General features: G+C 70.9%; 24 protein-coding genes. 9 read left to right on the top strand and 15 right to left on the bottom strand.

What is annotated here, in order from left to right; genetic code table 11:
• Position 1 precedes the first annotated feature (1 nt).
• The 5 genes from mqnE to ACZ4TO_RS19315 all read right to left on the bottom strand — a co-directional run bounded on the left by mqnE (position 2) and on the right by ACZ4TO_RS19315 (position 4882).
• A complete protein-coding gene (gene mqnE, locus ACZ4TO_RS19335; protein ID WP_382793727.1) occupies positions 2 to 1165 on the bottom strand; it encodes an aminofutalosine synthase MqnE in 1164 nt (387 codons plus the stop codon).
• Between the two features lie 127 nt (positions 1166 to 1292).
• Complete coding sequence (locus ACZ4TO_RS19330) at positions 1293 to 1748, bottom strand: Lrp/AsnC family transcriptional regulator (RefSeq protein ID WP_385045937.1); 456 nt, start codon at positions 1746 to 1748, stop codon at positions 1293 to 1295.
• 62 nt (positions 1749 to 1810) lie between these two features.
• The gene (locus ACZ4TO_RS19325; RefSeq protein WP_385045934.1) at positions 1811 to 2500 is read right to left on the bottom strand and encodes a UbiX family flavin prenyltransferase; all 690 of its coding nucleotides are present in this window, start codon (positions 2498 to 2500) and stop codon (positions 1811 to 1813) included.
• Positions 2501 to 2531: 31 nt separating this feature from the next.
• A complete protein-coding gene (gene mqnP / locus ACZ4TO_RS19320) occupies positions 2532 to 3434 on the bottom strand; it encodes a menaquinone biosynthesis prenyltransferase MqnP (RefSeq protein WP_382793719.1) in 903 nt (300 codons plus the stop codon).
• Entirely contained in the window at positions 3431 to 4882 is a 1452-nt protein-coding gene (locus ACZ4TO_RS19315) for a menaquinone biosynthesis decarboxylase (protein WP_382793717.1), read from the bottom strand. Before ACZ4TO_RS19315 ends, mqnP begins: the two co-directional genes overlap by 4 nt.
• Positions 4883 to 4971: 89 nt before the next feature.
• On the opposite strand from ACZ4TO_RS19315, the gene ACZ4TO_RS19310 reads away from it, so the two are divergent.
• Both ACZ4TO_RS19310 and ACZ4TO_RS19305 read left to right on the top strand, forming a co-directional pair.
• The gene (locus ACZ4TO_RS19310) at positions 4972 to 5370 is read left to right on the top strand and encodes a PLD nuclease N-terminal domain-containing protein (protein ID WP_382793714.1); all 399 of its coding nucleotides are present in this window, start codon (positions 4972 to 4974) and stop codon (positions 5368 to 5370) included.
• A 1-nt stretch (position 5371) separates the two neighbouring features.
• Positions 5372 to 6277 carry a LysR family transcriptional regulator gene (locus ACZ4TO_RS19305; protein ID WP_382793711.1) on the top strand — a complete coding sequence of 302 codons (906 nt, stop codon included), beginning with the start codon at positions 5372 to 5374 and terminating at the stop codon, positions 6275 to 6277.
• On the opposite strand, the gene ACZ4TO_RS19300 is transcribed toward ACZ4TO_RS19305, so the two are convergent.
• Positions 6162 to 7256, bottom strand: coding sequence for a DMT family transporter (locus ACZ4TO_RS19300; protein WP_468024835.1), 1095 nt, complete (start codon positions 7254 to 7256; stop codon positions 6162 to 6164). The genes ACZ4TO_RS19305 and ACZ4TO_RS19300 overlap by 116 nt on opposite strands.
• Before the next feature lie 100 nt (positions 7257 to 7356).
• On the bottom strand, positions 7357 to 8004 hold the full coding sequence (locus tag ACZ4TO_RS19295; protein WP_382794037.1) for a TetR/AcrR family transcriptional regulator: 648 nt from the start codon (positions 8002 to 8004) through the stop codon (positions 7357 to 7359).
• A gap of 179 nt (positions 8005 to 8183) precedes the next feature.
• Here ACZ4TO_RS19295 and ACZ4TO_RS19290 point away from each other — a divergent pair, with 179 nt between their 5' ends.
• Positions 8184 to 9641 carry an MFS transporter gene (locus ACZ4TO_RS19290; RefSeq protein ID WP_385045929.1) on the top strand — a complete coding sequence of 486 codons (1458 nt, stop codon included), beginning with the start codon at positions 8184 to 8186 and terminating at the stop codon, positions 9639 to 9641.
• A 63-nt stretch (positions 9642 to 9704) separates the two neighbouring features.
• Here ACZ4TO_RS19290 and ACZ4TO_RS19285 read toward each other — a convergent pair whose 3' ends face one another.
• Positions 9705 to 10040: an ArsR/SmtB family transcription factor gene (locus tag ACZ4TO_RS19285; protein ID WP_382793703.1), complete on the bottom strand. Its 336-nt coding sequence runs from the start codon at positions 10038 to 10040 to the stop codon at positions 9705 to 9707.
• Positions 10041 to 10149: 109 nt separating this feature from the next.
• Here ACZ4TO_RS19285 and ACZ4TO_RS19280 point away from each other — a divergent pair, with 109 nt between their 5' ends.
• The 6 genes from ACZ4TO_RS19280 to ACZ4TO_RS19255 all read left to right on the top strand — a co-directional run bounded on the left by ACZ4TO_RS19280 (position 10150) and on the right by ACZ4TO_RS19255 (position 17146).
• Entirely contained in the window at positions 10150 to 11133 is a 984-nt protein-coding gene (locus ACZ4TO_RS19280) for a quinone oxidoreductase family protein (protein ID WP_468024834.1), read from the top strand.
• A gap of 40 nt (positions 11134 to 11173) precedes the next feature.
• On the top strand, positions 11174 to 11842 hold the full coding sequence (locus ACZ4TO_RS19275; protein WP_468024833.1) for a class I SAM-dependent DNA methyltransferase: 669 nt from the start codon (positions 11174 to 11176) through the stop codon (positions 11840 to 11842).
• Positions 11843 to 11907: 65 nt separating this feature from the next.
• Positions 11908 to 12366, top strand: coding sequence for a nucleoside deaminase (locus ACZ4TO_RS19270; protein WP_468024832.1), 459 nt, complete (start codon positions 11908 to 11910; stop codon positions 12364 to 12366).
• Complete coding sequence (locus ACZ4TO_RS19265; RefSeq protein ID WP_468024831.1) at positions 12359 to 13345, top strand: isopenicillin N synthase family dioxygenase; 987 nt, start codon at positions 12359 to 12361, stop codon at positions 13343 to 13345. The genes ACZ4TO_RS19270 and ACZ4TO_RS19265 overlap by 8 nt, the downstream gene beginning before the upstream one ends.
• Positions 13346 to 13481: 136 nt before the next feature.
• On the top strand, positions 13482 to 15602 hold the full coding sequence (locus ACZ4TO_RS19260; protein WP_468024830.1) for a hypothetical protein: 2121 nt from the start codon (positions 13482 to 13484) through the stop codon (positions 15600 to 15602).
• Positions 15602 to 17146 carry an ABC transporter substrate-binding protein gene (locus tag ACZ4TO_RS19255; protein ID WP_468024829.1) on the top strand — a complete coding sequence of 515 codons (1545 nt, stop codon included), beginning with the start codon at positions 15602 to 15604 and terminating at the stop codon, positions 17144 to 17146. The genes ACZ4TO_RS19260 and ACZ4TO_RS19255 overlap by 1 nt, the downstream gene beginning before the upstream one ends.
• Positions 17147 to 17166: 20 nt before the next feature.
• Here the strand turns inward: ACZ4TO_RS19255 and ccsB are convergent, their stop codons facing one another.
• The 7 genes from ccsB to hemL all read right to left on the bottom strand — a co-directional run bounded on the left by ccsB (position 17167) and on the right by hemL (position 25047).
• Entirely contained in the window at positions 17167 to 18288 is a 1122-nt protein-coding gene (ccsB, locus tag ACZ4TO_RS19250; protein ID WP_382793684.1) for a c-type cytochrome biogenesis protein CcsB, read from the bottom strand.
• Positions 18285 to 20111, bottom strand: coding sequence for a cytochrome c biogenesis protein ResB (resB, locus tag ACZ4TO_RS19245; protein WP_382793681.1), 1827 nt, complete (start codon positions 20109 to 20111; stop codon positions 18285 to 18287). Before resB ends, ccsB begins: the two co-directional genes overlap by 4 nt.
• 3 nt (positions 20112 to 20114) lie before the next feature.
• On the bottom strand, positions 20115 to 20852 hold the full coding sequence (locus ACZ4TO_RS19240) for a cytochrome c biogenesis CcdA family protein (protein ID WP_382794035.1): 738 nt from the start codon (positions 20850 to 20852) through the stop codon (positions 20115 to 20117).
• 50 nt (positions 20853 to 20902) lie between these two features.
• Positions 20903 to 21520, bottom strand: coding sequence for a TlpA family protein disulfide reductase (locus ACZ4TO_RS19235; protein ID WP_382793678.1), 618 nt, complete (start codon positions 21518 to 21520; stop codon positions 20903 to 20905).
• A gap of 66 nt (positions 21521 to 21586) precedes the next feature.
• Positions 21587 to 22849, bottom strand: coding sequence for a polysaccharide deacetylase family protein (locus ACZ4TO_RS19230; protein WP_382793676.1), 1263 nt, complete (start codon positions 22847 to 22849; stop codon positions 21587 to 21589).
• 183 nt (positions 22850 to 23032) lie between these two features.
• Positions 23033 to 23734 (bottom strand): histidine phosphatase family protein, encoded by a 702-nt coding sequence (locus ACZ4TO_RS19225; protein ID WP_382793673.1) that lies wholly within the window; start codon positions 23732 to 23734, stop codon positions 23033 to 23035.
• Positions 23731 to 25047, bottom strand: a complete 1317-nt coding sequence (hemL, locus tag ACZ4TO_RS19220) for a glutamate-1-semialdehyde 2,1-aminomutase (protein WP_382793670.1) — start codon at positions 25045 to 25047, stop codon at positions 23731 to 23733. Before hemL ends, ACZ4TO_RS19225 begins: the two co-directional genes overlap by 4 nt.
• Positions 25048 to 25154 lie beyond the last annotated feature (107 nt).

The following is a 25154-nucleotide window of genomic DNA, read 5'->3' as shown; positions in this document are numbered from 1 at the left end:
GTCAGACCCGCATGGCCTGCGGGGTCTCGCGGCGCGCCGCGTCCGGTCCGTCGTACTCGCGGATGATCTCGTACCGCGTGTTGCGCTCGACCGGGCGGAAGCCGGCGTCCCGGATGAGGTCCAGCAGGTCCTCGCGGGTGAGCTTGTTCGGCGTGCCGTAGTTGTCCGCGTCGTGCGTGATCTTGTACTCGACGACCGAGCCGTCCATGTCGTCGGCGCCGTGCTGGAGCGCGAGCTGGGCGGTCTGGACGCCGTGCATGACCCAGAAGACCTTGACGTGCGGGACGTTGTCGAAGAGCAGCCGGGAGACCGCGAAGGTCTTCAGCGCCTCGGCGCCGGTCGCCATCTGGGTGCGCGCCTGGAGGCGGTTCCTGACCTTGCCGTCCTTCATGTCCACGAAGTCGTGCTGGTAGCGCAGCGGGATGAAGACCTGGAAGCCGCCGGTCTCGTCCTGGAGCTCACGCAGCCTGAGCACGTGGTCGACCCGGTGCCGGGGCTCCTCGATGTGCCCGTACAGCATCGTGCACGGGGTCTTGAGACCCTTCTCGTGCGCGAGGCGGTGGATGCGCGACCAGTCCTCCCAGTGGGTGCGGTGGTCGACGATGTGCTGCCGCACCTCCCAGTCGAAGATCTCCGCGCCGCCGCCGGTCAGCGACTCCAGACCGGCCTCGATCAGCTCGTCGAGGATCTCCGAGGCCGACAGGCCCGAGATGGTCTCGAAGTGGTGGATCTCGGTGGCGGTGAACGCCTTCAGCGAGACGTCCGGCAGGGCCTTCTTCAGCTCGCTCAGCGAGCGCGGGTAGTAGCGCCAGGGCAGGCTGGGGTGCAGGCCGTTGACGATGTGCAGCTCGGTGAGGTTCTCGCCCTCCATCGCCTTGGCGAGGCGGACGGCCTCCTCGATGCGCATCGTGTACGCGTCCTTCTCGCCCGGCTTGCGCTGGAACGAGCAGTACGCGCAGGACGCGGTGCACACGTTCGTCATGTTGAGGTGACGGTTGACGTTGAAGTGGACGACGTCGCCGTTCTTGCGCGTGCGCACCTCGTGCGCGAGGCCACCGAGCCAGGCCAGGTCGTCCGACTCGTACAGCGCGATGCCGTCCTCGCGGCTGAGCCGCTCACCGGCCCGGACCTTGTCCTCCAGCTCGCGCTTGAGCCCGACATCCATGCGATTACCTCTCCCTGTGACGAACGCTGCCAACCGTACTCCCCGCCCTGTCGGCGAAAGGCCCCCACCTGGGCCGTTCGCCCCCGGGTGTCCCCGGGTGTCCCCGGGTGTCCCCGGTGCCGGGGTTCTAGCCCTCCTCGGGCAGCTCGCCCACCCGGTTCTCCCACTTCGTGGAGAGCACGATCGTCGTACGGGTGCGGGAGACGCCCTTGGTCCCGGACAGCCGCCGGATGGTCTTCTCCAGTCCGTCGACGTCGCTGGAGCGCACCTTGAGCATGAACGAGTCGTCGCCCGCGATGAACCAGCAGTCCTCGATCTCGCTGAGGTCGCGCAGCCGCCGGGCCACGTCCTCGTGGTCGGCCGCGTCGGACAGCGAGATGCCGATCAGGGCGGTGACGCCCAGACCGAGCGAGGCCGAGTCGACCGTCGCGCGGTACCCGGTGATGACACCGGCCGCCTCCAGCCGGTTGATGCGGTCGGTGACACTGGGTCCCGACAGACCGACGAGGCGCCCCAGTTCCGCGTAGGAGGCCCGGCCGTTCTCCCTCAGGGCCTGGATGAGCTGCCTGTCCACCGCGTCCATGCGATCGAGCCTTCCGCTGAAAAGGTCTGAGAAGTGGTGAGAGTTCGAGAGGTCGTGAGAGGTCAGGTGGTGGCGTCCCGGGAGCCGCTCCCGAGTTCGCCCTTCCACCGGCGGTACAGGCCGTGTTCGACGCCCGCCGCGTCGAGGGCCCGTCCGGCGACGAAGTCCACCAGGTCCTGGATGTGCGTGGCTCCCGCGTAGAACGCCGGCGAGGCGGGCAGCACGACCGCGCCCGCGTCGTCCAGGGAGACCAGGTGACGCAGTGTCTGCCCGTTCAGCGGGGTCTCCCGCACGGCGACGACCAGCGTGCGTCCCTCCTTGAGGGTGACGCTCGCGGCCCGCTGCAGCAGGTCCTTGGAGAGGCCGAGGGCGACTCCGGCGACACAGGCGGTGGACGCGGGCACGATCAGCATGCCCTTGGCCGGATACGAGCCCGAGGAGGGGCCCGCCGCCAGGTCGCCCGCGCTCCAGTGCCGTACGCGGTCGAGATGGTCCCCGGGGACGTCGAAGGTGCCGGGTTTGCCGTCGGCGCCCCGCTCCAGCCACGCGCGCAGATCGTCCCGCCAGTGGGCGTCGCGGAACGGGAGGCCGGTCTCGTCGAGCAGCGTGAGCCGTGAGGCCCTGCTGACGACCAGGTCGACGCTCTCCCCCGCTTCCAGCAGCGAACGCAGCACCGCGGCCGCGTACGGCGTACCGGACGCGCCGGAGACCCCCACGATCCAAGGCCGGCGCTGCGTCTGTCCTGGCTTCATGATGTCGAGCCTATCCGGCCACCGGCCATGGTCAGACCGTCAGCCCGCGCACCAGCAGATCGAGCAGGGCGCATACGAACAGGGCGATCCCGATGAAGCCGTTGACCTGGAAGAACGCCCGGTTCAGCCGGCTCAGGTCGTGCGGCTTCACGATGGAGTGCTCGTAGAGGAACGCGCCCGCGACGATCACGAGGCCCAGCCAGAAGAAGGCGCCGGCGCCGGTGGCCACTCCGTACCAGACGAAGAGGCCCGTCGTCACGGCGTGGCAGACGCGCGCGCCCCGGATCGCGGCCGGAATGCCGAACCGGGCCGGCACGGACATCACACCGATCTCGCGGTCGGTCTCGACGTCCTGGCAGGCGTAGATCAGGTCGAAGCCGCCGATCCACACGCCGACGGCGAGGCCGAGGACGACCGCGTCCCAGGACCAGGTGCCGGTGACGGCGATCCAGGCGCCGACCGGGCCCATCGCCTGGGCGAGACCCAGGATGGCCTGCGGGAAGTTCGTGAACCGCTTGCCGTACGGGTACACGACCATCGGGATGACCGCGATGGGCGCCAGCGCCAGGCACAGCGGGTTGAGCAGGGCGGCGGCGGCGAGGAAGACGACCAGCGCGACCAGCGCGCCCGTCCAGGCGTGCTTCACGCTCATCGCGCCGGTGACCAGTTCACGATGGGCCGTACGGGGATTGCGGGCGTCGATCTCGCGGTCGATGATCCGGTTCGCGGCCATGGCGAACGTGCGCAGGCCCACCATCGCGACGGTGACCAGGAGCAGCTTTCCCCAGTGGATGTTCTTGTCGACCTCGAACATCGCGGTCAGCGCCGCGATGTAGGCGAAGGGCAGCGCGAACACCGAGTGCTCGATCATGACGAGGCGCAGGAAGGCCTTGGTGCGGCCCGGCTGCGGAAGCGCCGCGGAAGCTGAACTCACAGCCCGTACTCCTTCCAACGGCGGTCGACCTTCGCCGCCGTCTGCGGGTCGGACAGCACCATCTCGGGCCAGCCGCCGTCCCGCGTGTAGCCCTCCTCGGGCCACTTCTTCGTCGCGTCGATGCCCGCCTTGCCGCCCCAGAACTGCTGGTAGGAGGCGTGGTCGAGGTGGTCGACCGGGCCTTCGACGACGGTGAGGTCACGTCCGTAGTCCGTGTTGCCGAGCGCGCGCCAGGCCACCTCGTGCAGATCGTGGACGTCGCAGTCCGCGTCGACGACCACGATGAGCTTCGTCAGGGACATCATGTGCGCCCCCCAGACGGCGTGCATCACCTTCTGGGCGTGCTTCGGGTACTTCTTGTCGATCGAGACGATCGCGCAGTTGTGGAAGCCGCCCGCCTCCGGCAGGTGGTAGTCCACGATGTCCGGGACGATGATCTTCAGCAGCGGAAGGAAGAACCGCTCCGTCGCCCGGCCGAGAGGCCCGTCCTCCGTCGGGGGCCGGCCCACGACGATCGACTGGAGCAGCGGCCGCTTCCGCATGGTGACGCAGTCGATGGTCAACGCCGGGAACGGCTCCTGCGGGGTGTAGAAGCCGGTGTGGTCGCCGAACGGCCCCTCGGGCAGCATCTCGCCCGGCTCCAGCCAGCCCTCCAGGACGACCTCGGCGTTCGCGGGCACCTGGAGCGGGACGGTCTTGCAGTCCACCATCTCGATCCGCTTGCCCTGGAGGAACCCGGCGAAGAGGTACTCGTCGATGTCGCCGGGCAGCGGGGCGGTGGAGGCGTAGGTGACGGCGGGCGGGCAGCCGAAGGCGATCGCCACCGGAAGCCGCTCGCCCTTGCGGGCCGCGACCTGGTAGTGGTTCCGGCTGTCCTTGTGGATCTGCCAGTGCATGCCGATGGTGCGCTTGTCGTGCCGCTGGAGCCGGTACAGGCCGAGGTTGCGGACGCCGGACTCGGGGTCCTTGGTGTGGGTGAGCCCGAGGTTGAAGAAGGAGCCGCCGTCCTCGGGCCAGGTGAACAGCGCGGGCAGCGCGTCGAGGTCGACGTCGTCGCCGCGCAGCACCACTTCCTGCACCGGCGCGTCCTTGACCTTCTTCGGCGGTACGTGCGTCATCGCGCCGAGCTTCCCGAAGGCCTCGCGCACGCCCACGAAGCCCTGCGGCAGCTCCGGCCTGAGCAGTCCGCCGATCTTCTCGGAGATCTCGCCGTACGACTTCAGCCCGAGGGCTTTCAGCAGACGGCGGTCGGTGCCGAAGACGTTCATCGCGAGCGGCATCGCCGACCCGCGCACGTTCTCGAAGAGGAGCGCGGGTCCGCCGGACTTCTGCACCCGGTCGACGATCTCCCCGACCTCCAGGTACGGATCCACCTCGGCCTTGATGCGCTTGAGGTCTCCCTCGCGCTCCAGCGCCCTGAGCAGGGAGCGAAGATCGTCGTAAGCCATGTGTCCAAGTATCGGCCACCCGCTAATCTGTGCCCGTCACCGGGGGGCCCGTGCCGCCCCGCCGTCGCTCACTGGGGGATCGTTCGGCCATGCTCAGGTATCTGCCCTTCCTGCTGGTCCTGGCGCTGTGGATCTACGCCTTCATCGACTGCCTGAACACGCCGGAGGAGGAGGTCAAGGGCCTGCCCAAGGTGGTGTGGGTGATCATCATCCTGCTCTTCGGCGAGGTGCTGGTCGGTCCGGTCGCCTGGCTGGTGGCGGGCCGCAACCGCCGTGGTCCCGCGGGCGGCTCGACGCCGTCCGAGTGGCACCGCAACCACCGCACGGAGTTCGTCGCGCCCGACGACAACCCCGAGTTCCTGAAGTCCCTCAAGGCCGAGAACCGCAAGGACGAGGCGCTGCTGAAGGACTGGGAGGCGGACCTGCGCCGCCGCGAGGAGGAACTGAGGCGGCGCGAGGAGCAGAGCAGGTCCGACGAGGAGTCGTGACGTGGAGCTGCGCCTGCTGGTGACCTTCGAGAAGGTCGCGACCGTCCTGAGCTTCACCCGGGCGGCGGCCGAGCTGACGTACGCGCAGTCCAGCGTGACCGGTCAGATCCGGGCCCTGGAGTCCTCGCTCGGCACGGAGCTCTTCGACCGGCTGGGCAGCAGGATCCGGCTGACCGAGGCGGGTGAGCGGCTGCTGCCCTACGCCCGGCAGATCATCGAGCTGACGGAGGAGGCGCGGGCCGCGGTCGTCGGCGCCGAGGAGCCCTCCGGGGCGCTCACCATCGGCACGATGGAGTCCCTGACCTCGTACCGGCTGCTGCCGCTCCTGGAGTTCTTCCATCACCGCCACCCCCGGGTGCGGCTGTCGCTGCGCACGACCATCGGCGACGAGACCCGCCAGGCCCTGCGCCAGGGCACCTACGACGTCGGCTTCCTGATGGAGGAGGACACCGAGCACCCCGGACTGGACGTGGTGGTGCTCGCGCGCGAACCCCTCGCGCTGGTCGCCGCTCCCGGCGATCCGCTCGCCGGCACGGCACCGGACACGGCCGACCTCCCGGACCGCCCGCTGCTGGCCACGGAACCCGGCTGCGCCTACCGGGACCTGTTCGAGCGGGAGCTCAACTCCCGTCTGCCGGAGGGTTCCTCGGTCGACTTCACGGAGTTCGGCACGATCGAGGCGACCAAGCGCGCCGCGGCGGCCGGCCTCGGGATCGCGCTGCTTCCCGAGGTGACGGTCGCCGCCGAACTGGAGCGGGGCGAGCTCGTACGGCTCGACTGGGAACCGCCGTTCACGCTTTCGACGCAACTGGCCTGGCGGGCCGGGAAGCGTCTGCCGTCCCATGCGCGGCTGTTCGTGGAGCGGGCCCGGCGACTGGTGTCCGAGGAGTCCGGTCCGCGGGCGTGACCGGAGCGGCCCCGGCGACGCGAGGGGCCATGACGTTCCCGGCGCTCCCGGTGTTCCGGGTGCTCCCGGCCTTCCCGGTCTTCCCGGTCTTCCCGGTGTTCCCGGTGTTCCGGGGAAGCGTCACCTTCAGACTGGCGGTCACGATCAGCGGCACGCCGAGCGCCTGGACGAGCCCGATGTGATGGCCGTACACCGCCCAGTCCATGACCATCGCGACGGCCGGGTAGGTGAAGGCGAGCACGGCGATCTTCGCGGTCGGGAGCTTGGCGTACGCGGCGTACATCAGGACGTACATCAGTCCGGTGTGGACGACTCCGAGCCCGATCAGCCAGCCCCAGTCCGCGCCGGTCCCCCGCATCGCGCCGAAGTCGGCGAAGGGGAGCAGCAGCGGGATGCCGACGAGGACCTGGACGAGCGCGATGAGATGCGGGCGCACGCCGGTGATGCGCTTGGTGACCAGGGTGGACAGACCGTAGAGGAGCGCGGCGAGGAGTGCCTGTCCGACGCCGGTGAGATACGGGCCTCCGTGCGCGAAGTCGGCCGGGGAGACGCCCGAGACGAGGACCAGACCGGCGAAGGCCAGCCCGATCCAGCCGGCCTTGGCGGCGGTGAGCCGTTCCCGGAAGAGCAGGGCGCCCAGCAGCACCACGTAGAAAGGCTGGGTGTGGTAGACGACGGTGGCGACGGAGATCGAGGTGTTCTCGTACGACTGGAAGAGCAGGGCCCAGTTGAAGACGATGAACACCCCGCCGAGGGCGGCGAGTCCGAGCGTGCGCGGGGTGAAGCCGTGGCCCCGGAAGTAGCCCCGGGCCAGCGCGTAGCCGCCGAGGGCGAGCGCCCCGAACAGGACACGGAAGAAGACGACGTCGAACGGTGAGGCTCCGGACTCGACGACGAAGACGCCGAGGGTCCCGGAGAGCATCATGGCGGCGGTGAGCTGGGCGGCGCCCTTGTTCTCGACCGCGGTGGTGGAGGTCATGCCCCGAAGGTAGGAGCGCCACCGCCCCGCGGGCCACGGCCCACCGGGGCGTCCTGCCGATGCCCCCATCGGCACCGTCGATGGGTACGGGCGGGAGGCGTCAGACTCCGGCCTGGAGGCGGAGGCCCGCCAGGGTCAGGTCCAGCGCGGCGAGGAACTGCTCCTTGTCGTCGTGCCCGTCGAACTCCTCGACGATCTCGTGCACGAACGGGAACTCCTTCGCGTCGAGCGCACGCCAGGTCTCGGTGTAGCGGCCGAGGAACTCGTCGCGGTCCATGACGCCGTCGAGCACCTCCGGGGGCGGCTCCTGCCCCATCTCGGCGGCGTTGCCGACGACGACGCCGACGATCGCCGACACGGCGTGGAACCGCTGGAGCGGCGTGAGGTCGAGCCGCAGGGTCTGCTGCCCCAGCTTCTCGTAGAGCCGCAGCGAATTGCCCTGGACGTCGGTGCGGCGCATGAAGTGCGCGCCCAGCCACGGCCGGTCCACGATCGCGTCGAACAGCGTCACGGCCATCACGCGCACGTCGTCGATCGGGTCGTCGCCGGCGGTCTGCCCTTCGATGGCGGTCAGCACCCCGCCGAGCACGTGGTCGATGGCGCGTTCGAGCAGGTCGTCCTTGCCCGAGACGTACCAGTAGATGCTGCCGACGCCGGTGCCGAGCCGGGTCGCGAGGGCGCGCAGTGTCAGCGCCGGCTCGCCCGCCTCGTCGAGCAGGGCCACGGCCGCGCCCAGAACGGCCTCGATGGAGTGCGAGGCCCGCTGACGTCCTCGGGAAGGGCGATCGGCGGGTCGTGGTCGCGGGCCTGTCATGACGTCCATCCAATCACAGCTTGCGCCATCATCGAACCTCGTTCTATTCTCGAACATCGTTCCATTGTCGAACGTCGTTCCATAACGGACGGCGTTCCGAGAGGAGGCCCGCCATGACCACGACAGCCATAGCGCCCGCCGCGTCGCGCACCTATCCGTCCCTGCGCGCGGCGTGGATTCCCCTGGCCGCGCTCTGCCTGGCCTTCTTCGTCGAGATGGTCGACAACACCCTGCTCTCGATCGCGCTGCCCACGATCGGACGGGACCTCGACAGCAGCACGACCGCGCTGCAGTGGGTCACCGGCGGATACGCGCTGACGTTCGGCGGCCTGCTGCTGACGGCGGGATCGATGGCCGACCGGCTCGGACGGCGGCGTGTGCTGCTGGTCGGGCTGGCGGTGTTCGGCCTGCTGAGCCTGGCCGTCGTCGCGGTCACCACCGCCGGCCAGCTCATCGCCCTGCGGGCCGGCCTCGGCATCGCCGCGGCGGCGATGGCCCCCATCACCAACTCGCTGGTCTTCCGGCTCTTCGACGACAAGGCGCTGCGCATGCGCGCGATGACCTTGATGATCGTCGTCGGCATGTCCGGCTTCGTCCTCGGCCCGCTGCTGGGCGGCACCGCCCTGGCGCACTTCCGGTGGCAGTGGCTCCTGGTCGTCAACGCCCCGATCGCGTTGATCGCGGCCATCGGCGTCCGCCTCGGCGTCCCGGCCGACCGGCCGCAGGACCTGACCAAGGACAAGCTCGATCTGCCCGGCGCGGCCCTGAGCGTCACCACCATCGGCCTCGCCTGCTACTCGCTGACCAGCGGCGTCGAGCACGGCTGGCTCTCCACGACCACACTCGTGTCGGTCCTCGGCGCCGTCGCCGCGGGGATCGCGTTCGTGTGGCACGAGCGCCGCAGCGCATCGCCGATGCTCGACCTCCGCCTCTTCTCCGACGGCACCGTCCGCGGCGCCGCCATCGCGCAGATCGGCACGGCCATCGCGATGGCCGCCGTGATGTTCGGGCTGATCCTCCACTTCCAGTACGCCTACGGGTGGAGCCCCGTGCGGGCCGGCCTGGCGAACCTGCCGATGATCGTGACCATGGTCCTCGCGACCCCTCTGTCCGAGTGGCTCGCGGGACGGTTCGGCCACCGCGTCGCCTGCCTGGTCGGCGCGGCCTGCCTGGCCGTCTCACTGGCCGGCCTGTCCTGGGGCGTCGACCACGGCTACGGCGCGATCGCGGCCTGCATGGTCGTGATGACCGTCGGACTGCGCACCGTCATGACGATCTGCGCCATCGCGCTCGTCGACGCGATGCCGGGCAACCGCACGTCGATCGGCACGGCGCTCAACGACACCGCCCAGGAGGTCGGGAGCAGCATCGGCACCGCCGTGGTCGGCACCCTCATCGCCGCGCTGGTCACCACCCATCTGCCCGCGGGCACGTGGAGCGACTCCCTGGTGGCGTCGTTCTTCCACGGCGAGCGGATCACCTACGGCGTGCTGGCGGTCGTCGTCGGCCTGATCGCGGCCGGCGGCGCACTCACGCTCACCGACTCCCACGCCACCGAAGAGCCCGCCTGAGACGTCCGCGCCGGGGTCGCCGGATGCCTCCGCGGCACGGCTGAGGCCCTTGGCCGAGACCGCTCAGCGGGGCGGCTCCTCGCGCAGGACGAGCGCGAGGAGACCGGGGAAGCGGGCGTCGAACTCGTCCCGGCGCAGCCGGTTGACGCGCCGGGGCCCCTCGTCGCGCTGCTCGACGAGACCGGCGCCGCGCAGCACGGCGAAGTGATGACTGAGAGCCGCCTTGCCGACGGGCACGTCGAAACTGCCGCAACTGCGGCTCCACTCCGCGGACCCGGCCAGCTCCCTGACGAGCCGGATGCGTACGGGATCGGCGAGGGCGGCGAGCGCCGCCGGCACGGGGACCTCGTCCGGGTGGGTGTGCTCGGGCGCCGCCCGGTGACTGCTGCGCTCCGCCACGCCGGCCTCCCCGGGTTTCCTGATCCGCTTGCCGAGTGTTCGATCAAAACCATACACTCCCGAGTGTTCGCTTTTCGTTGAACAGTCGAGCGCCGACCAGGAGTGTGCCATGCGTACGGTCGAATTCCAGGAGTACGGCGGACCCGAGGTCCTGCGGGTCGCCGAGGCCAAGGTCCCCGACCCGGGTCCGGGGCAGGTGAGCATCGACGTGGTCTACGCGGGCGTGAACTTCGCCGACCTCAAGGCCAGGTCGGAGGGCTACCGCGTCCCCGGCCTCCCCTTCGTGCCCGGGCTCGAGGTCTCCGGCCGCGTCCGGGCCCTCGGTCCGGACGTCACGGGACTGCGGGTGGGCCAGGAGGTCGCGGCGCTGACGGAGGGCGGGGCGTACGCGGAGGTGGCCGTGGCCGACGCCGTGACGGTCTTCCCGCTGCCCGACGGAGTCGGCCTGCGCACCGGGGCCACGCTCCCCACCGTCCTGCCCACGGCGTACGCGCTGCTGCACACGGTGGGGCGGCTCCAGCCCGGCGAGACCGTGCTCGTGCAGGGCGCGGCGGGCGGGGTGGGCACGGTGCTCGGCCAGCTCGCGCGGGCGGCCGAGGCCGGCGCGGTGTACGGCGTGGTGTCCGGCGCGCCGAAGGCCCGATACGCCCTCGGCAACGGCTACGACGAGGTGTTCGTGGGGTCCTTCCGGGACGAGGTGCGCGCGGCGACCTCCGGCCGCGGGGTGGACCTGGTCCTGGATCCGGTGGGCGGCGAGACCCTCCGCGGCGGCCTCGCCTCCCTCGCCCCCTTCGGCCGGCTGGTCTCCTTCGGCAACGCGAGCTCGGCGGAGCCCTGGACCGTGGGCCAGCCGGAGCTCTACCCGACCGGCCTGTCGGTGTCCGGGTTCTCGATCCTCGGCCTGGCCGCGACGGACCCGGCCGCCCTCCGCGCCATCGCCTCCCGCGCTTTCGGGACGGTCGCCGACGGCACGGTGACCCTGCCGGTGACGGCGGAGTTCACCCTGGAGTCGGCCGCGGAGGCGCACGCCCTGATGGGTTCACGGACGAGCACGGGAAAGCTGCTCCTGCGGGTGGCCGCTTCCGGGCTGTAGGCGTCCCCGCTGTCGGACCCCTGCCCTACCCTGCACCGCCATGACGTCTCGCCTCCACGCCACCCGCGCCTCCTACGACACCGTCGCCGCCGACTACGCGGAACTGCTCAGGGACGAACTGGACCGGAAGCCGCTGGACAGGGCGATGCTGTCGGCGTTCGCCGAACGGGTGCGGGCCGGCGGGGGCGGGCCGGTGGCGGACCTCGGCTGCGGTCCCGGGCGGGTGACCGTCCGTCTGGAGCGGCTCGGGCTCGACGCGTTCGGGATCGACCTGTCGCCGGGGATGGTGGAGGTGGCCCGCGGGGCGTATCCCCGGCTGCGGTTCGAGGTGGGGACGATGACGGCCCTGGACCTCCCGGACGCCGGTCTCGGCGGAGCCCTGGTCTGGTACTCCACCGTGCACACACCGGTCGGCGAACTGCCGGGGATGTTCGCCGAGTTCCACCGGGTCCTCGCTCCCGGCGGCCATCTGCTCATCGCCTTCAAGGCGGGCGACGAACAGGTGCGTCTGGAGCGCGCGTACGGCCACGACGTGGACCTCGACGTCCACCGCTTCCCCCCGGAGCGGATCGCCGGACTCCTGCGGGCGGCCGGTCTGTCCGAGGTCGCCCGTCTCGTGCGCGAGCCCGAGCCCGACGAGGCCACCCCGCAGGCCTTCGTCCTGGCCCGCAGGACCGGGGATCCCCAGCCCTCCGCGACACCCCGGTGAGCACTTCCTCGCGCCGCCCTCGTGTTCCGGCGACGCGAGAGGGGGCTCCGGGGGACAGTGGAGTCATGGAGCGCATCGATCAGGCACAGGCCCGCGCGTGGCTCGCGACGGCCCTGGAGGAGGCACGCGCCGGGCTCGCCGAGGGCGGCATCCCCATCGGGGCCGCGCTGTACGGGGCGGACGGCACCCTGCTCGGCCGCGGCCACAACCGCCGCGTCCAGGACGGCGACCCCTCGGCGCACGGCGAGACGGCCGCCTTCCGCGACGCGGGACGGCAGCGGACGTACCGCGGCACGACCATGGTGACCACGCTGTCGCCGTGCTGGTACTGCAGCGGGCTCGTCCGGCAGTTCGGGATCTCCCGGGTGGTCGTCGGCGAGGCGGCCACCTTCCACGGGGGACACGACTGGCTCGCCGAGCACGGTGTGCGGATCGTGCTGCTCGACGACCCCGAGTGCACCGCGCTGATGCGCGACTTCATCGAGAAGAACCCGGCCCTGTGGAACGAGGACATCGGTGAGTGACGCGACGGCACGTCCGGCGGGGTCCGGGGTCCCCACCGTGGATCTGGGCCCCTGGCTCTCCGGGGACCGTGACGCCCGTGCCTCGCTCGCCCGTACCGTCGACGGCGCCCTGCGGACGGCCGGCTTCCTGCTCGTCACCGGGCACGGCGTGGACCCGGAACTGCGCCGCCGCGTACGGGACGCGGCCCGCGCCTTCTTCGTCCTGCCCGCCGCGGTCAAGCAGCCGTACGCGGCCCGGGTCGGCGGGCGCGGCTGGCTCGGGCCCGGCGCCGAGGCCAACGGCTACGCGGAGGGCACCGAGACCCCGCCGGACCTCAAGGAGTCGCTGACGTTCGCGACGCACGAGCCGTTCGAGGACCCGGTGGTCGACGCGCAGTGGTACGCGCCGAACGTCTGGCCCGCCGAGGCCCCGGAGCTGCGGGCGCTCTGCGAGGAGTACCTGGCGGAGATGGCACGGCTGGAGAACCTGCTCCTGGAACTGCTCGGACGGGCGCTCGGCCTCGAACCGGACTTCTTCACCCGCCACATGGACCATCCGACGTACGGCTTCAACATCAACTGGTATCCGGGCACGGAGGTCGTCGGGGAGCCGCGGCCGGGCCAGTTCCGCATCGGGCCGCACACCGACTTCGGCACGGTCACCATCCTCGACCGGCAGGCGGGCAAGGGCGGGCTCCAGGTGTTCACGGACGCGGACGGCTGGACGGACGCGCCGTTCGACCCGGCGGCGCTCACGGTCAACATCGGTGATCTCATGGCCCGTTGGACCGGAGACCGGTGGCGTTCGGGACGGCACCGGGTGCTGCCGCCGCCGGCCGACGCCCCCGCCGAGGAGCTGATCTCGCTCGTGTACTTCGGCGAGTGCACACCGGGGACGCTGGTCGAGTCGGTGCCCGCCCCCGTCGGCCGCGTCGTGTACGAACCGGTGGATTCCCACGTCTATCTGCGCCGGAAACTCGATTCGATCACTGTCGGTTGAACGGTTGAACGTTTTCGTAACTGAACGGACACCGGACGCTCTATCCCGAACCAACCCCCCCTTCTTAAACTGTTGTTGATACACCTCACAGCAGCACATATGGAATGGACCGGACCGCGGACCAGGGGGAGATGCGGTGCACACAGGGCTGCACGGCCGGGGGGCGCTCTTCGACACCGATCCGCCCGGACTCGCGTCACGACTGGTCGGCCTGCGCCCGTACCAGCTCCGCGCCACACCCTACGAACACCCCCACGAACCGCCCTTCGTGGTCTTCACCGGCGGCCGGGGACTGGGCAAGACCGCCGTGCTCCTCGCCCTGCGCGAGGCCTACCGCGGACACACGCCGGTCGCCCTGATCGACGGCGAGGAACGGCAGTTCGGCGCACCGCCCCCGGACCGCCCGCCCGAGTCCTGGTCCCCGGTCGGGCAGGCGCTCACCACGGCCGCCGAACAGCTCGCCGAACCGGTCAAGGGCGCCGGACGGATCGGCTTCCCACGGCTGTCGTCCGGGCTGCTGGCCGTGGCGGCGGGCGGCTGGAGCGACCGCGACGTGCCCCGCATCCGGCAGGAGGCGGAGCGCATCCTGCTGCTGAGCGAGACGGAGTCCTGGCTGTCGGGATTCGCCGGGCGCTGGGTGAGCAAGGTGATCTCCAAGCTCGTCGCGTCGATGAGCGGCACCGGCCCGGTCGTCGAACCCATCATCGAGGCCACCCTGGAGGCCTTCACGGAGGGCGTCTCCCCGGCCCACCGCCGGCTGCGCAGGGCCGCGACCTGGTACCGCGACTACCCGAACGCGGGCGGCAGCCCCAAGCTCGCACTGATCCTGCTCTCCCGCCACTTCCGGGCGGGCGGCGACTCCCGCAGACACGCCGAACGCCATCTCGTACGGGCCCTGCTGGCCGACCTGGACGACGCCTACGCGGGCGTCGTCCAGCGCTCCCACCGGCGCGGACGCCCCATCCTGCTGATCGACAACGTCCAGGAGCCCGCGGGCCTCGGCCTGCTGGAGCCGGTCCTGCGCGACCGCGCCGACGGCATCAAGGACCAGGCCGTGTTCTTCACCGCGCTACGGGGCTACGCGCATCCGGCGCTGCGCAACGCGGGCCGCCTCGCGCTGCCCGAGACGGCCCGCGGCACCGACTGGCGGCCCGGCGCCTCCCCGTCCTCGCGGGCCCTGCTCGTCCCGCTGCCGCCGCTGACCCCCGACGACACCCTGCACATCATGGACACCGCCTCGGGCGGCCCCGGCGCCGGACCCGCCGCCCCGGCCGTCGTGCCGCCCCAACTCCCGCACGCCACGCACAGGCTGACCGGAGGCAGTCCGCTCGGCATCACCCTGCTGGCCGCCTCGGTCCGGCAGAACCTGCCCCAGGGCGCCGACTCGCTCGGCACGCTGCTGACCGCCGACATCGCCCCGCACGAGGACCAGGCGGGCCGCCCCGCCTACCAGGAGCTCCTCGGCCGGCTCGTCCCCGGCGGCCGGCTGGACGAACTGACCGTGCTGGCCGCGGCCCACGACCGCGACTCCGCCTGCTCGCTCGCCCAGTCGCGGCTGCCGGAGGACTTCGGCGCCTCCGGCGTCCTGGACCTGGAGGAACGCCTCGCGTCGGAGGGCTGGGCGACCGCGGCCGGGCAGTTCGTCGGCGACCCGTTCCTGCGCGCGCTCCTCCTGCTCAGGCTCCACCACCACGACTCCGGCCACGAACGGTGGCGGGCGGTGCACCGCACCCTCGTCGACCACTACCAGGACCTGGGCGACACCGCCCCGGCCGACGGCGACCGCTACCGGCTGCACCACGAACTCGCCCTCGGGAAAGCGGACTTCGCCGTGGCGCGACTGCGCGACACCTTCCCCGGCTCCGACACCCGCGCATGGCTCTCCGCGCTGCTCTTCATCGCCTCCGCGCCCTACTACCACGCCCACGATCCGGACGGCCGCGACTTCGAGGGCCCCGACCACCGTGCCTCCGTCGCGCTCGGCGGCACGGACGCCACGCACCGGCCGCCGGACGGCGTGGACGCCGTCCTGCACCTGCGGGTGAGGCGGTTGCTGCACGCGGTGTGGCAGCTCACCGACCCCCTCGTGCTGCCGGACCCGAGGGTGGCCGAGCGGCTGCGCTTCGAACTGGAACAGCTCTCGAACCTGCGGCCCGCGGGCAACGCCCTGCTGTGGCGGGCCTCGCGGGACTGGCCCTCGGACGCCCTGGCCGGCCGGCCGCTGCGCGTCCCGGACGACGAGGACGGAGGACGGTGATGGCGCGCTTATGGCTCTGGCTGCGCGAGGACATCTGGGAGATTCGTTTCCGCAGGTATGTCGCGCTCACCCTCGCCGCCGCCCTCGTGGGCCTCGGCGTCTGGGGCGGCATGACGGCCGCCAAGGTGGACCGCTCGTGCGCGCCGGGCGTCGTCCAGCCGAAGGACGGCGACGAGTGCGTGGGCGTCTCCTCGACGGCGTACGCCTTCGGACGGGCCAGGTTCGCCGAGACCGTACGGGCCATCAACCGGGAGAACCACCGTCTGACCCCCGGCAGTTACGTCACGGTCGCCCTGCTCGAACCCTTCACCGCCACCGACGCCGACAACCTCGCCGACGTCCTCCACGAACTCCAGGGCGCCTATCTGGCGCAGTACCAGGCCAACCACGACACGACCGGGCTGAAGCCGAAGATCCGGCTCGTGCTCGCCAACCCCGGCGCCACCGGGGCCTCCTGGCGTCACACCGTCGACCAGCTCGACCGGATGACCGCGGCCCCGGACCGGCTGCGCGCGGTGACCGGGGTCGGGGTGAGCACCGACAACAACAAGAAGGCGGTCGCGGAGCTCACCAGGCGCGGCATCCCGGTGATAGGGAGTTCGATCACCGCCGACAGCCTCGCCAACGGACAGGACGGCAAGGACCCCTTCCCCGGCCTCGCCCGCGTCTCCCCCACCAACACCGACGAGGCACGCGCCCTCGCCTCCTTCGCCAAGGTGTCGGCGGCCGACGCCTTCCTGGTCTACGACCGGACCGGCGACCCCTACACCCGCACGCTCCAGGCGTCCTTCGAGAAGATGCTGAAAGGCGCGCGCTACGAGGCCCAGCCGTTCACCCCGCCCGCCGACCGCAGCAAGGAGGGAAGCACCGCCAACGTCTTCGCGCAGATCGCCAACATCCTGTGCAACACCCCGAAGACCACGAACACCGTCCTGTTCGCCGGCCGGCACACCCAGTTGCGGCAGTCCATCAACGCGCTGGGCGCCCGGGGCTGCTCCGACCGCCGCTTCACCGTGCTCACCGGCGACGAGGGCTCGTACCTCGCCGGCGACAAGGACCTCGACCCGGCCGCCCTGAAGGACCCGCTGCTGACCGTGCGCTACACCTCCCTCGCGCACCCCGACGCCTGGGTGAAGGACGGCGCGCGGACCGGCGGCAGCGCGGCCGACGCGAAGGTGCTCCGGCGGCTGCTGGCCGACGCCGCGCGCGAGCCGGCCGGGCCCATCGGCCGGGTCTCCCTCGACGACGGCCAGTTGATCATCGCGTACGACGCCATGCGGCTGGCCGTGCGCGGCATCCGCGGGGCCTCACCGACCGGGCGCGTCCCCGCGCTCGCGGACGTCGGCCTGCAGTGGCCCCAGGTGAAGGGCGCGCAGCTCCGGGTGAACGGGGCGAGCGGGTGGATCTGCCTGGACGCCCACGGGAACCCGTACGACAAGGCCGTACCGATCGTGGAACTGACCCACGACAGCCGCGCCCGCTTCGTGCGGATCGCCTGGCCGGACGGCAGGCCACCGGCCGCCCAGTGCCTGCCGCCGTCCTAGGTCGTGGTGTTCCGGGCCGGTCAGACGCCCGCGTAGGAGTGCTTGCCGCCGACGAAGATGTTGACGCCGTAGTAGTTGAACAGCCAGCAGCCGAACGCGATCAGGGCGATGTAGGCGGCCTTGCGGCCCTTCCAGCCGGCCGTGGCCCGCGCGTGCAGGTGGCACGCGTAGGCGACCCAGGTGATGAACGCCCAGGTCTCCTTCGGGTCCCAGCCCCAGTAGCGGCCCCAGGCGTCGCCCGCCCAGATCGCGCCCGCGATGATCGTGAAGGTCCACAGCGGGAAGACGGCCGCGTTCACGCGGTAGGAGAACTTGTCGAGCGAGGCCGAGGCGGGCAGCCGCTCCATGACGGAGGTGGCGAACCGGCCGGGCTTCCCGCCCTTCTCCAGCTTGTTCTCGTACGAGTCCTTGAAGAGGTACAGCACCGTGCCGACGGCGCCCACGTAGAAGACGGCGCCGCACAGGATCGCGGTCGAGACGTGGATGTACAGCCAGTACGAGTGCAGCGCCGGGACGAGCTGGTCGCTCGCGGTGTACAGGACGGTGACCGCGAGACCGAGGTCGAGCAGGACCGTGGTGATCAGCGGCAGGCCGAGCCAGCGCACGTTCTTCTTCAGCGCGAGCAGGACGAGGAAGACCCCGACGGCCACGGTGGAGAAGGTGATGTTGAACTCGTACATGTTGCCCCAGGGGGCCCGCCGCACCGACATGGCGCGGGCGAGCACACCGGCCGCCTCGACGCCCCAGGCCAGCACGCTGAGGGACACGGCGATCCGCCCGTAGAGGTCGCCCTGTTCGTCCCCGCCGTGCGCGCCGGGGCCGTCGGGCACGTCCCGCGCTCCGGCTGCGGACCGGGTGACGACCTTCGGCCGCTCCAGCACGGTGGTCCCGCCGGCCTTGCGGACGGTGACCTCGGGGGCCGCCGCGGCCGCCTGCGCGCCGGTCGCGGTGAGCGCGCTGGCGGTACGGGCGACCTTGCTGCGGCTGCCGAAGAGCCACTCGGCGATGAAGGCGAAGAAGGCCAGGGTGTAGACGGCCATCGCGGAGTAGATCAGCGTGTTGCTGATGTTGGCGAGGTGTTCGTTGGTCGCGGTGGCCAGTTCGGTCACGGCGCCCAGGTCGTGTGCGGTGGCGAGCGTCACTGCTTCTTGGACCCTTCAGCGGCGGGTACGGGGGGTTCGGCGTCGGCGTCGGTGGGTGCCGCGTCTTCGTCGGGCTTGGTGGGGGCCTGTTCGTGCACGAGCGCGGCCAGGTCGCCGAGCTCCTCGGGCAGCTTCGCGGACTCGCTGCGGCCGAGCCCGGCCATCTCGACGACGGTGACCCCGTCGTCGCCGGTGGTCGCCCGCACCCAGACACGGCGGCGCTGGATGAACAGCGAACCGGCGAGTCCGAAGATCGCGGCGAACGCCCCGGCCAGCGCCCAGTCACTGCCGGGCTGCTGGGTGACCTGGAAGTTCGCCCACTCCTTGATGTCCTTGTCGAAGGTGATCGAACCGGCGCCGTCCGGCAGCGCCATCGTCTCGCCGGGCCGCAGCCGCGCCTTGACGATCTCGCCCTTGGCGTCCTTGAACTGCTTCATGTGGGCCGTGTCGAGCTGGTACACGTTCTGCGGGAGGCCCGCGTCGACCCCGAGGCTGCCGTGGAAACCGCTCAGCGCGAGCACGGGATAGTCGAGCGCGGGGAACTGGGAGAACATGTCGCCCTTGCCGGCCCCGGCGAAGGTCGGCACGAAGAACGCGGAGAAGCCGAGCTGTTCGCTCTTGCCCTGCGCGTTCTTGTAGCCGTCCATGACCTTGATGGCGCCCTGCGAGGTGACGTTCGAGTCGAGCGGCAGCAGCGGCACGGCGTCGTGGAAGACGACCTTGCCCTTGCCGTCGCGGACGGTCACGGTGGGCGCGTAGCCGTGGGCGGTCAGATAGACCTTCGTGTCGCCGATCTCGAGCGGTTCGTTGACCTTGACGAGCGTCTTGCGCTGCTTGCCGTAGGCGCCCTCGCTGTAGGTGATCGCCGCCTGGTAGGTGCGGGCGGTGCCCTTGTTGGGGCCGGTGCGCTCGTAGGTGCCGGTGAAGTTCTTCAGGTCGAAGCTGAACGGTGTCAGGTCGTCGGTGCTGAAGAGGTTGCCGGACTTGAAGTCGTCGTAGGACAGCAGTGTGTTGGAGAAGCCGTCGCCCTCGACGATCAGCTTGTCGCCCTCGGACTTGAAGAGCTGGCCCCAGGCGAAGGCGACGAGCATCACGATCAGCGCGATGTGGAAGAGCAGGTTGCCGGTCTCGCGGAGGTAGCCCTTCTCGGCGGCGACGGCGTCCTTGTCGACGTGCGCCCGGAACCGCTTCCGCCTGAGCACCTCCAGCGCGATCTCACGGACCTGCTCGGGCTCGGCCGCGGTGCGCCAGGTCGTGTACGCGGGCAGCCGGGTCAGCCGCCGGGGGGCGCCCGGCGGACGGCCGCGGAGCTGTCCGACGAACTGCCAGGTGCGGGGCACGATGCAGCCGATGAGCGAGACGAACAGCAGGATGTAGATCGAGGAGAACCACACCGAGCTGTACACGTGGAACAGGCCGAGCCGGTCGTAGAGCGGGCCGAGCACGCTGTGCGCGTCCTTGAACGCCTGCACCTTCGCGGCGTCGGTGCCGGACTGCGGGATCAGCGATCCGGGGATGGCGCCGAGCGACAGCAGGAAGAGCAGGATCAGCGCGACCCGCATCGAGGTGAGCTGGCGCCAGATCCAGCGGACCCAGCCGGTGACCTCACGGCCGGTCCAGGCGATCCATCCCAGGGCGCCGGGGGTGCGCGTGCCGCCGAAGGAGCCGGGCATCGCCGTCTCCACGGGCGCGGTGGAGAGCTGCGACCCGGCCTCGCCGATCTCGCGGGCGTCCCGTGTCTCCCGGGAGGCCTTCGTCTCCTCGTCGGCCGGCTCCCCGGCGCCGGCCGGGCCGTTCGTCCTGCCGGTGTCAGTGCTGCTCATGGATCAGATCCCTACCGTGAAGCCGTCGGACCAGGTCTGCATCTGCTGCACGATGCCGTCCCAGGCACCGGTCAGCAGGAGAAGGCCGGTCACGATCATCATTCCGCCGCCGATCCGCATCACCCAGGTGTAGTGACGCTTCACCCAGCCGAACGCGCCGAGCGCCTTGCGGAAGGCGACCGCGGCGAGCACGAAGGGCACCCCCAGACCGAGGCAGTAGGCGACCGTCAGTATGGCCCCGCGCCCGGCGCTCGCCTGGTCCATGGAGAGCATGTTGACGGAGGTGAGCGTCGGGCCCAGGCACGGCGTCCAGCCGATGCCGAAGAGCGCGCCCAGTATCGGCGCCCCCGCGAGCCCGGTCACCGGCCGCTTGTGGAAGCGGAACTCGCGCTGGGTGAGCCAGGGCATCAGCCCCATGAAGAACACGCCGAGGGCGATCATCAGCGCGCCGAGGACCTTGCTGAGCGTGCCGTTGTACTCGTGCAGCGTCGAGCCGAAGTAGCCGAACAGCGCGCCGCCGGAGACGAACACGGCGGTGAAGCCGAGCACGAACAGACTGGCGCCCGCGACCATCCGTCCCCGTCTGGCCTCCGCCAGGTCGGTGCCGCTGACTCCGGTGACGTACGACAGGTAGCCGGGAACCAGCGGCAGGACGCACGGCGAGAAGAAGGACACGAGGCCGCCGAGCACGGCGATGGGCAGCGCGAGCAGCAGCGCGCCGCTGTAGACCGTGGTGTTCATGTCGGTCGAGGCGGCGAGCTGCGTGGACGTCTGGAGAAGGGACACGTCGGTCACTTCTCCGCGAGGACGGGGTCGAGCATCTCGCGCAGTTTGTCCTCGCTGAGCGCCTGCAGCGTACGGGCCGCGATCTTCCCGTCCCGGTCGATGATGATCGTGGAGGGGATCGTCTGCGGGTTGAGCGTGCCCTTCTTGAAGCGGAGCATCAGCTTGCCCGTCGGGTCGTACAGGCTGGGGTACGGGACGCCCTGCTGCTCCTCGAAGGCCTTGGCCGGGGAGGTGCTGGGGTCACGGGTGTTGATGCCGACGAACTGCACGCCCTGCGCGGCGGTGTCCTTGGCGACCTTGACGAGGTTCGGCGTCTCGGCGCGGCACGGCGGGCACCAGGATCCCCACACGTTGAGGACGACGACCTTGCCCTTGTAGTCGGCGACGTCGAGCTGCTTGCCGTCGACGGTCTTGCCGGAGAGGTCGGGGGCGGCGTCCCTCGACCCCTTCGCGACGGTGGAGATGCCGTCCTTGCCGCGGACGAAGTTGCTGTTGTCCGAGCCGCCGGAGGTGCCGCCGGAGGTGCACGCGGACAGCAGGAGCGCGGCGACGGCGGCCCCCGCGGTGTACAGGGCGGCGCGGGGGCGGTTCGGGCGCTGGTCTGCGCGGCAGGCGGCACTCATGTGAAAAGTTTCGCATGCCCGTTTCGGGGATCTTCCGCACCCCCCTTGCGGGTGGAAACCCGCATTTCAGGCGGCCTGTCCCCGAAGGTAGCGGTGCCAGCCGCCGGCGGGCTCCTCGGCCACGTCCATCGCCTGGAGTTTCGCCAGCACCTCGGGCCGCTGGACGTCGAGCCAGTCCACGAACTGCCGGAAGGAGACCATGCGCACGTCGGCGCCGCTCTGCTTCTGCTGGGCGATGTGCGTGAAGACGTGCTCGACGGCGTCCATGTAGATGCCGCCGTTCCACTCCTCGAAGTGGTTGCCGATGAAGAAGGGTGCCCGGTTCGTCTCGTAGGCCCGCTTGAATCCGGCGACGTACGACGCGGACGCCTGGGTGCGCCAGCCCGGGTAGTTGTACGAGGGGGCCCGGGTGGTGGCGATCGACTGGTTGGCGAGGATGTTGTAGTCCATCGAGAGGACCTCGAAGCGGTGCCCGGGGAAGGGCATCGCCTGCAGGGGCAGGTCCCAGAGCCCTTCCTTCTTCTGCGGCCAGCGCTGGACGCCGCCGGGCGAGGAGGCGTCGTAGCGCCAGCCGAGCTCCTTCACCGCGGGCAGCAGGTTGTTCTGCCCGAGCAGGCACGGGGTGCGGGCGCCGATGAGCTCCTTCTCGTAGTCGAAGGGCAGCGGGGGCAGGTCGGTCCAGCCGGTGTTGGTGCGCCATTCGGTGACGAAGGACTTGGCCTGCTCGATCTCGCTGGTCCACTGCCGGGGTGTCCAGTTGCCGACCGAGCCGGAGCCGCCGCAGAAGTGGCCGTTGAAGTGGGTGCCGATCTCGTGGCCGTCGAGCCAGGCCTGACGGATCAGCTTCAGGGTGGAGCGGACGTGTTCGTCGCTGAGGTAGCCGATGTCCGAGGCGCCGCGGGGGTTGTTCGGCGGGTCGTAGAGGCGCTTCTTCGACTCGGGCAGCAGGTACAGGCCCGAGAGGAAGAACGTCATGTGCGCGTCGTTCTGCCGGGCGAGCTGGAGGAAGCGGTCGAAGAGACCGGTGCCGACCTCTCCGGCCCCGTCCCAGGAGAAGACCACGAACTGCGGCGGGGTCTCACCGGGCTCCAGCGGCACGGGGGCCTGGGGCTGGCGCGGCTGCTTGCCGGTGTAGGCGGTGGAGCCGTCGCCGATGAGACGCACGGCCGGCTTCTTCGGGGCGCCGGGCCTGCCGGTGCCCGCGGTGGCGGAGGGGTCGGGATGCCGCGTGGCGTCCTTGCCCGAGGTGGTGCCGCACGCGGCGAGTCCGAGCGCGGCCGCCGCACCCGCACCGAGGCCGATCATTCCCCTTCGGCTGACGTCCCGCATACGGACCTCTTTTCATCGCACCCTCTCAGCTGGCTCTCAGCTGGCATCCCATGAGAGGGCACGATGAAGTCCGAGGTTCCGATAAACGCGCGATGATTTATATGATTTTACGAAGATGCGCTCGTTTGGCCCGGGTTTGGGAACGGTCCGTCAGGCCCGGACACCCGCCCCCGGCACCCGGCATCAGGCCCCGAACGCCTTGCTCTTGCCCGGCACCGGCTTCGCGCCCGCCAGGAGATGAGCCGGAACCAGATCGCGTGCGGGCTCGGTGTAGCCCACGGACACGATCTTGTCGCCGCGGTAGGTGAACGTCGTCAGCGAGGCCAGCGTGCACTGCCGCTTGCGCGGGTCGTGCCACAGCCGCCGCTTCTCCGCGTAGCTGCGGACGATCCAGATCGGGAGCTGATGACTCACCAGCACCGCCTCGTGGCCGCGTGCGGCGTCCTTGGCGGCGTCCAGCGCACCCATCATGCGGACGACCTGGTCCACGTACGGCTCGCCCCAGGACGGCTTGAAGGGGTTGACCAGGTGCTTCCAGTTCTCCGGCCGCCGCAGCGCGCCGTCCCCGACACCGAAGGTCTTGCCCTGGAAGACGTTGTCGGCCTCGATGAGCCGCCCGTCCGTCGCCAGGTCCAGCCCATGGGCCTTCGCGATCGGCGTCGCCGTCTCCTGCGCCCGCTCCAGCGGCGAGGCCACGACGTGCGTGACATCGCGCGTGCTGAGGTGCTCGGCCACCCGGTCGGCCATCTGCCGCCCCAGCTCGGACAGGTGATACCCGGGCAGCCGCCCGTAGAGCACCCCGTCCGGGTTGGCGACCTCGCCGTGCCGCATCAGATGGACGACGGTGATGTCGCCCGCGCCGTCACTGCCGGTGCTCTCGCTCATGCCGTGGCCTCCGCCGCTGCCCGTGCCGCCGCCGGAAGGGCGTCGGCGATCCTCTGAACCGCCTCGTCGTCATGGGCCGTCGACACGAACCACGACTCGAAGGAGGACGGCGGCAGGTAGACGCCCTGCGCCAGCATCGAGTGGAAGAACGCGGTGTAGCGGAAGGACTCCTGCGCCTTCGCGTCCTCGTAGTCGCGGACCTCGCGCCCCGTGAAGAAGACGGAGAACATGTTGGAGGCGCTCTGCAGACGGTGGGTCACACCCTCCTTGGTGAGCGCCTCGGTCACCAGCGTCCGGATCCGCTCCGACACCGCGTCGATCCGGTCGTACGCGGCCTGGTCGAGCAGCCGGAGCTGCGCGAGCCCGGCGGCGGTGGCGACGGGATTGCCCGAGAGCGTGCCCGCCTGGTACACCGGCCCGGCCGGCGCGAGGTGCGCCATCACGTCCGCGCGGCCACCGAACGCGGCGGCCGGGAAGCCGCCGCCCATCACCTTGCCGAAGGTCATCAGGTCGGGACGCACGCCGTCGATCCCGTACCAGCCGGCCCGGCTCGTGCGGAAGCCGGTCATGACCTCGTCGGAGATGAACAGGGCGCCGTTCTTCGCGCAGGCGTCCTTCAGACCCTGGTTGAAACCGGGCGCCGGCGGCACCACGCCCATGTTGCCGGGCGAGGCCTCGGTGATCACACAGGCGATCTCGCCGGGGTGCGCGTGGAACGCGGCCTGCACGGATTCGAGGTCGTTGTAGGGCAGGACGATGGTGTCGGCGGCCTGGGCACCGGTGACACCGGGCGTGTCGGGCAGCGCGAAGGTCGCGACCCCGCTGCCCGCCGCCGCCAGCAGCGAGTCGACATGGCCGTGGTAGCAGCCGGCGAACTTGATCACCTTCGTGCGCCGGGTGAACCCTCGGGCGAGCCGGATGGCCGACATGGTCGCCTCGGTGCCGCTGGAGACGAGCCGGACCTGCTCGACGGGCTCGACGCGGGCGACGATCTCCTCGGCGAGAGCCACCTCCCCCTCACCGGGCGTGCCGAAGGACGTACCGCGCGCGACGGCCTCCTGAGCGGCGGCGACGACCTCGGGACGGGAGTGCCCGAGGATCATCGGACCCCAGGAACAGACGAGGTCGACGTACTCACGGCCGTCGGCGTCGGTCAGATACGGACCGGTACCGGACACCATGAACCGGGGCGTACCGCCCACGGCACGGAAGGCGCGCACCGGAGAATTCACGCCACCTGGTGTGACGGCCGCCGCGCGGTCGAAAAGCGACTGCGAGACTGGGGCTTCGTAGGGATAAGGCAGTTCGGTCATGACCTGCGACGTCTCCGACTCCGGGGGGCTAGTGACCTCCTCAGGGTAGGCCAGGGGCCCCGGTGGGCCGTGAGGGGAACAGCGGGGCGCCGTGAACGGACGGCCCC

Source organism: Streptomyces sp. NPDC028298 (assembly GCF_055565895.1).
Note: the sequence above shows the minus strand (reverse complement) of the source record. Positions and strands in the feature narration are given on the sequence as shown.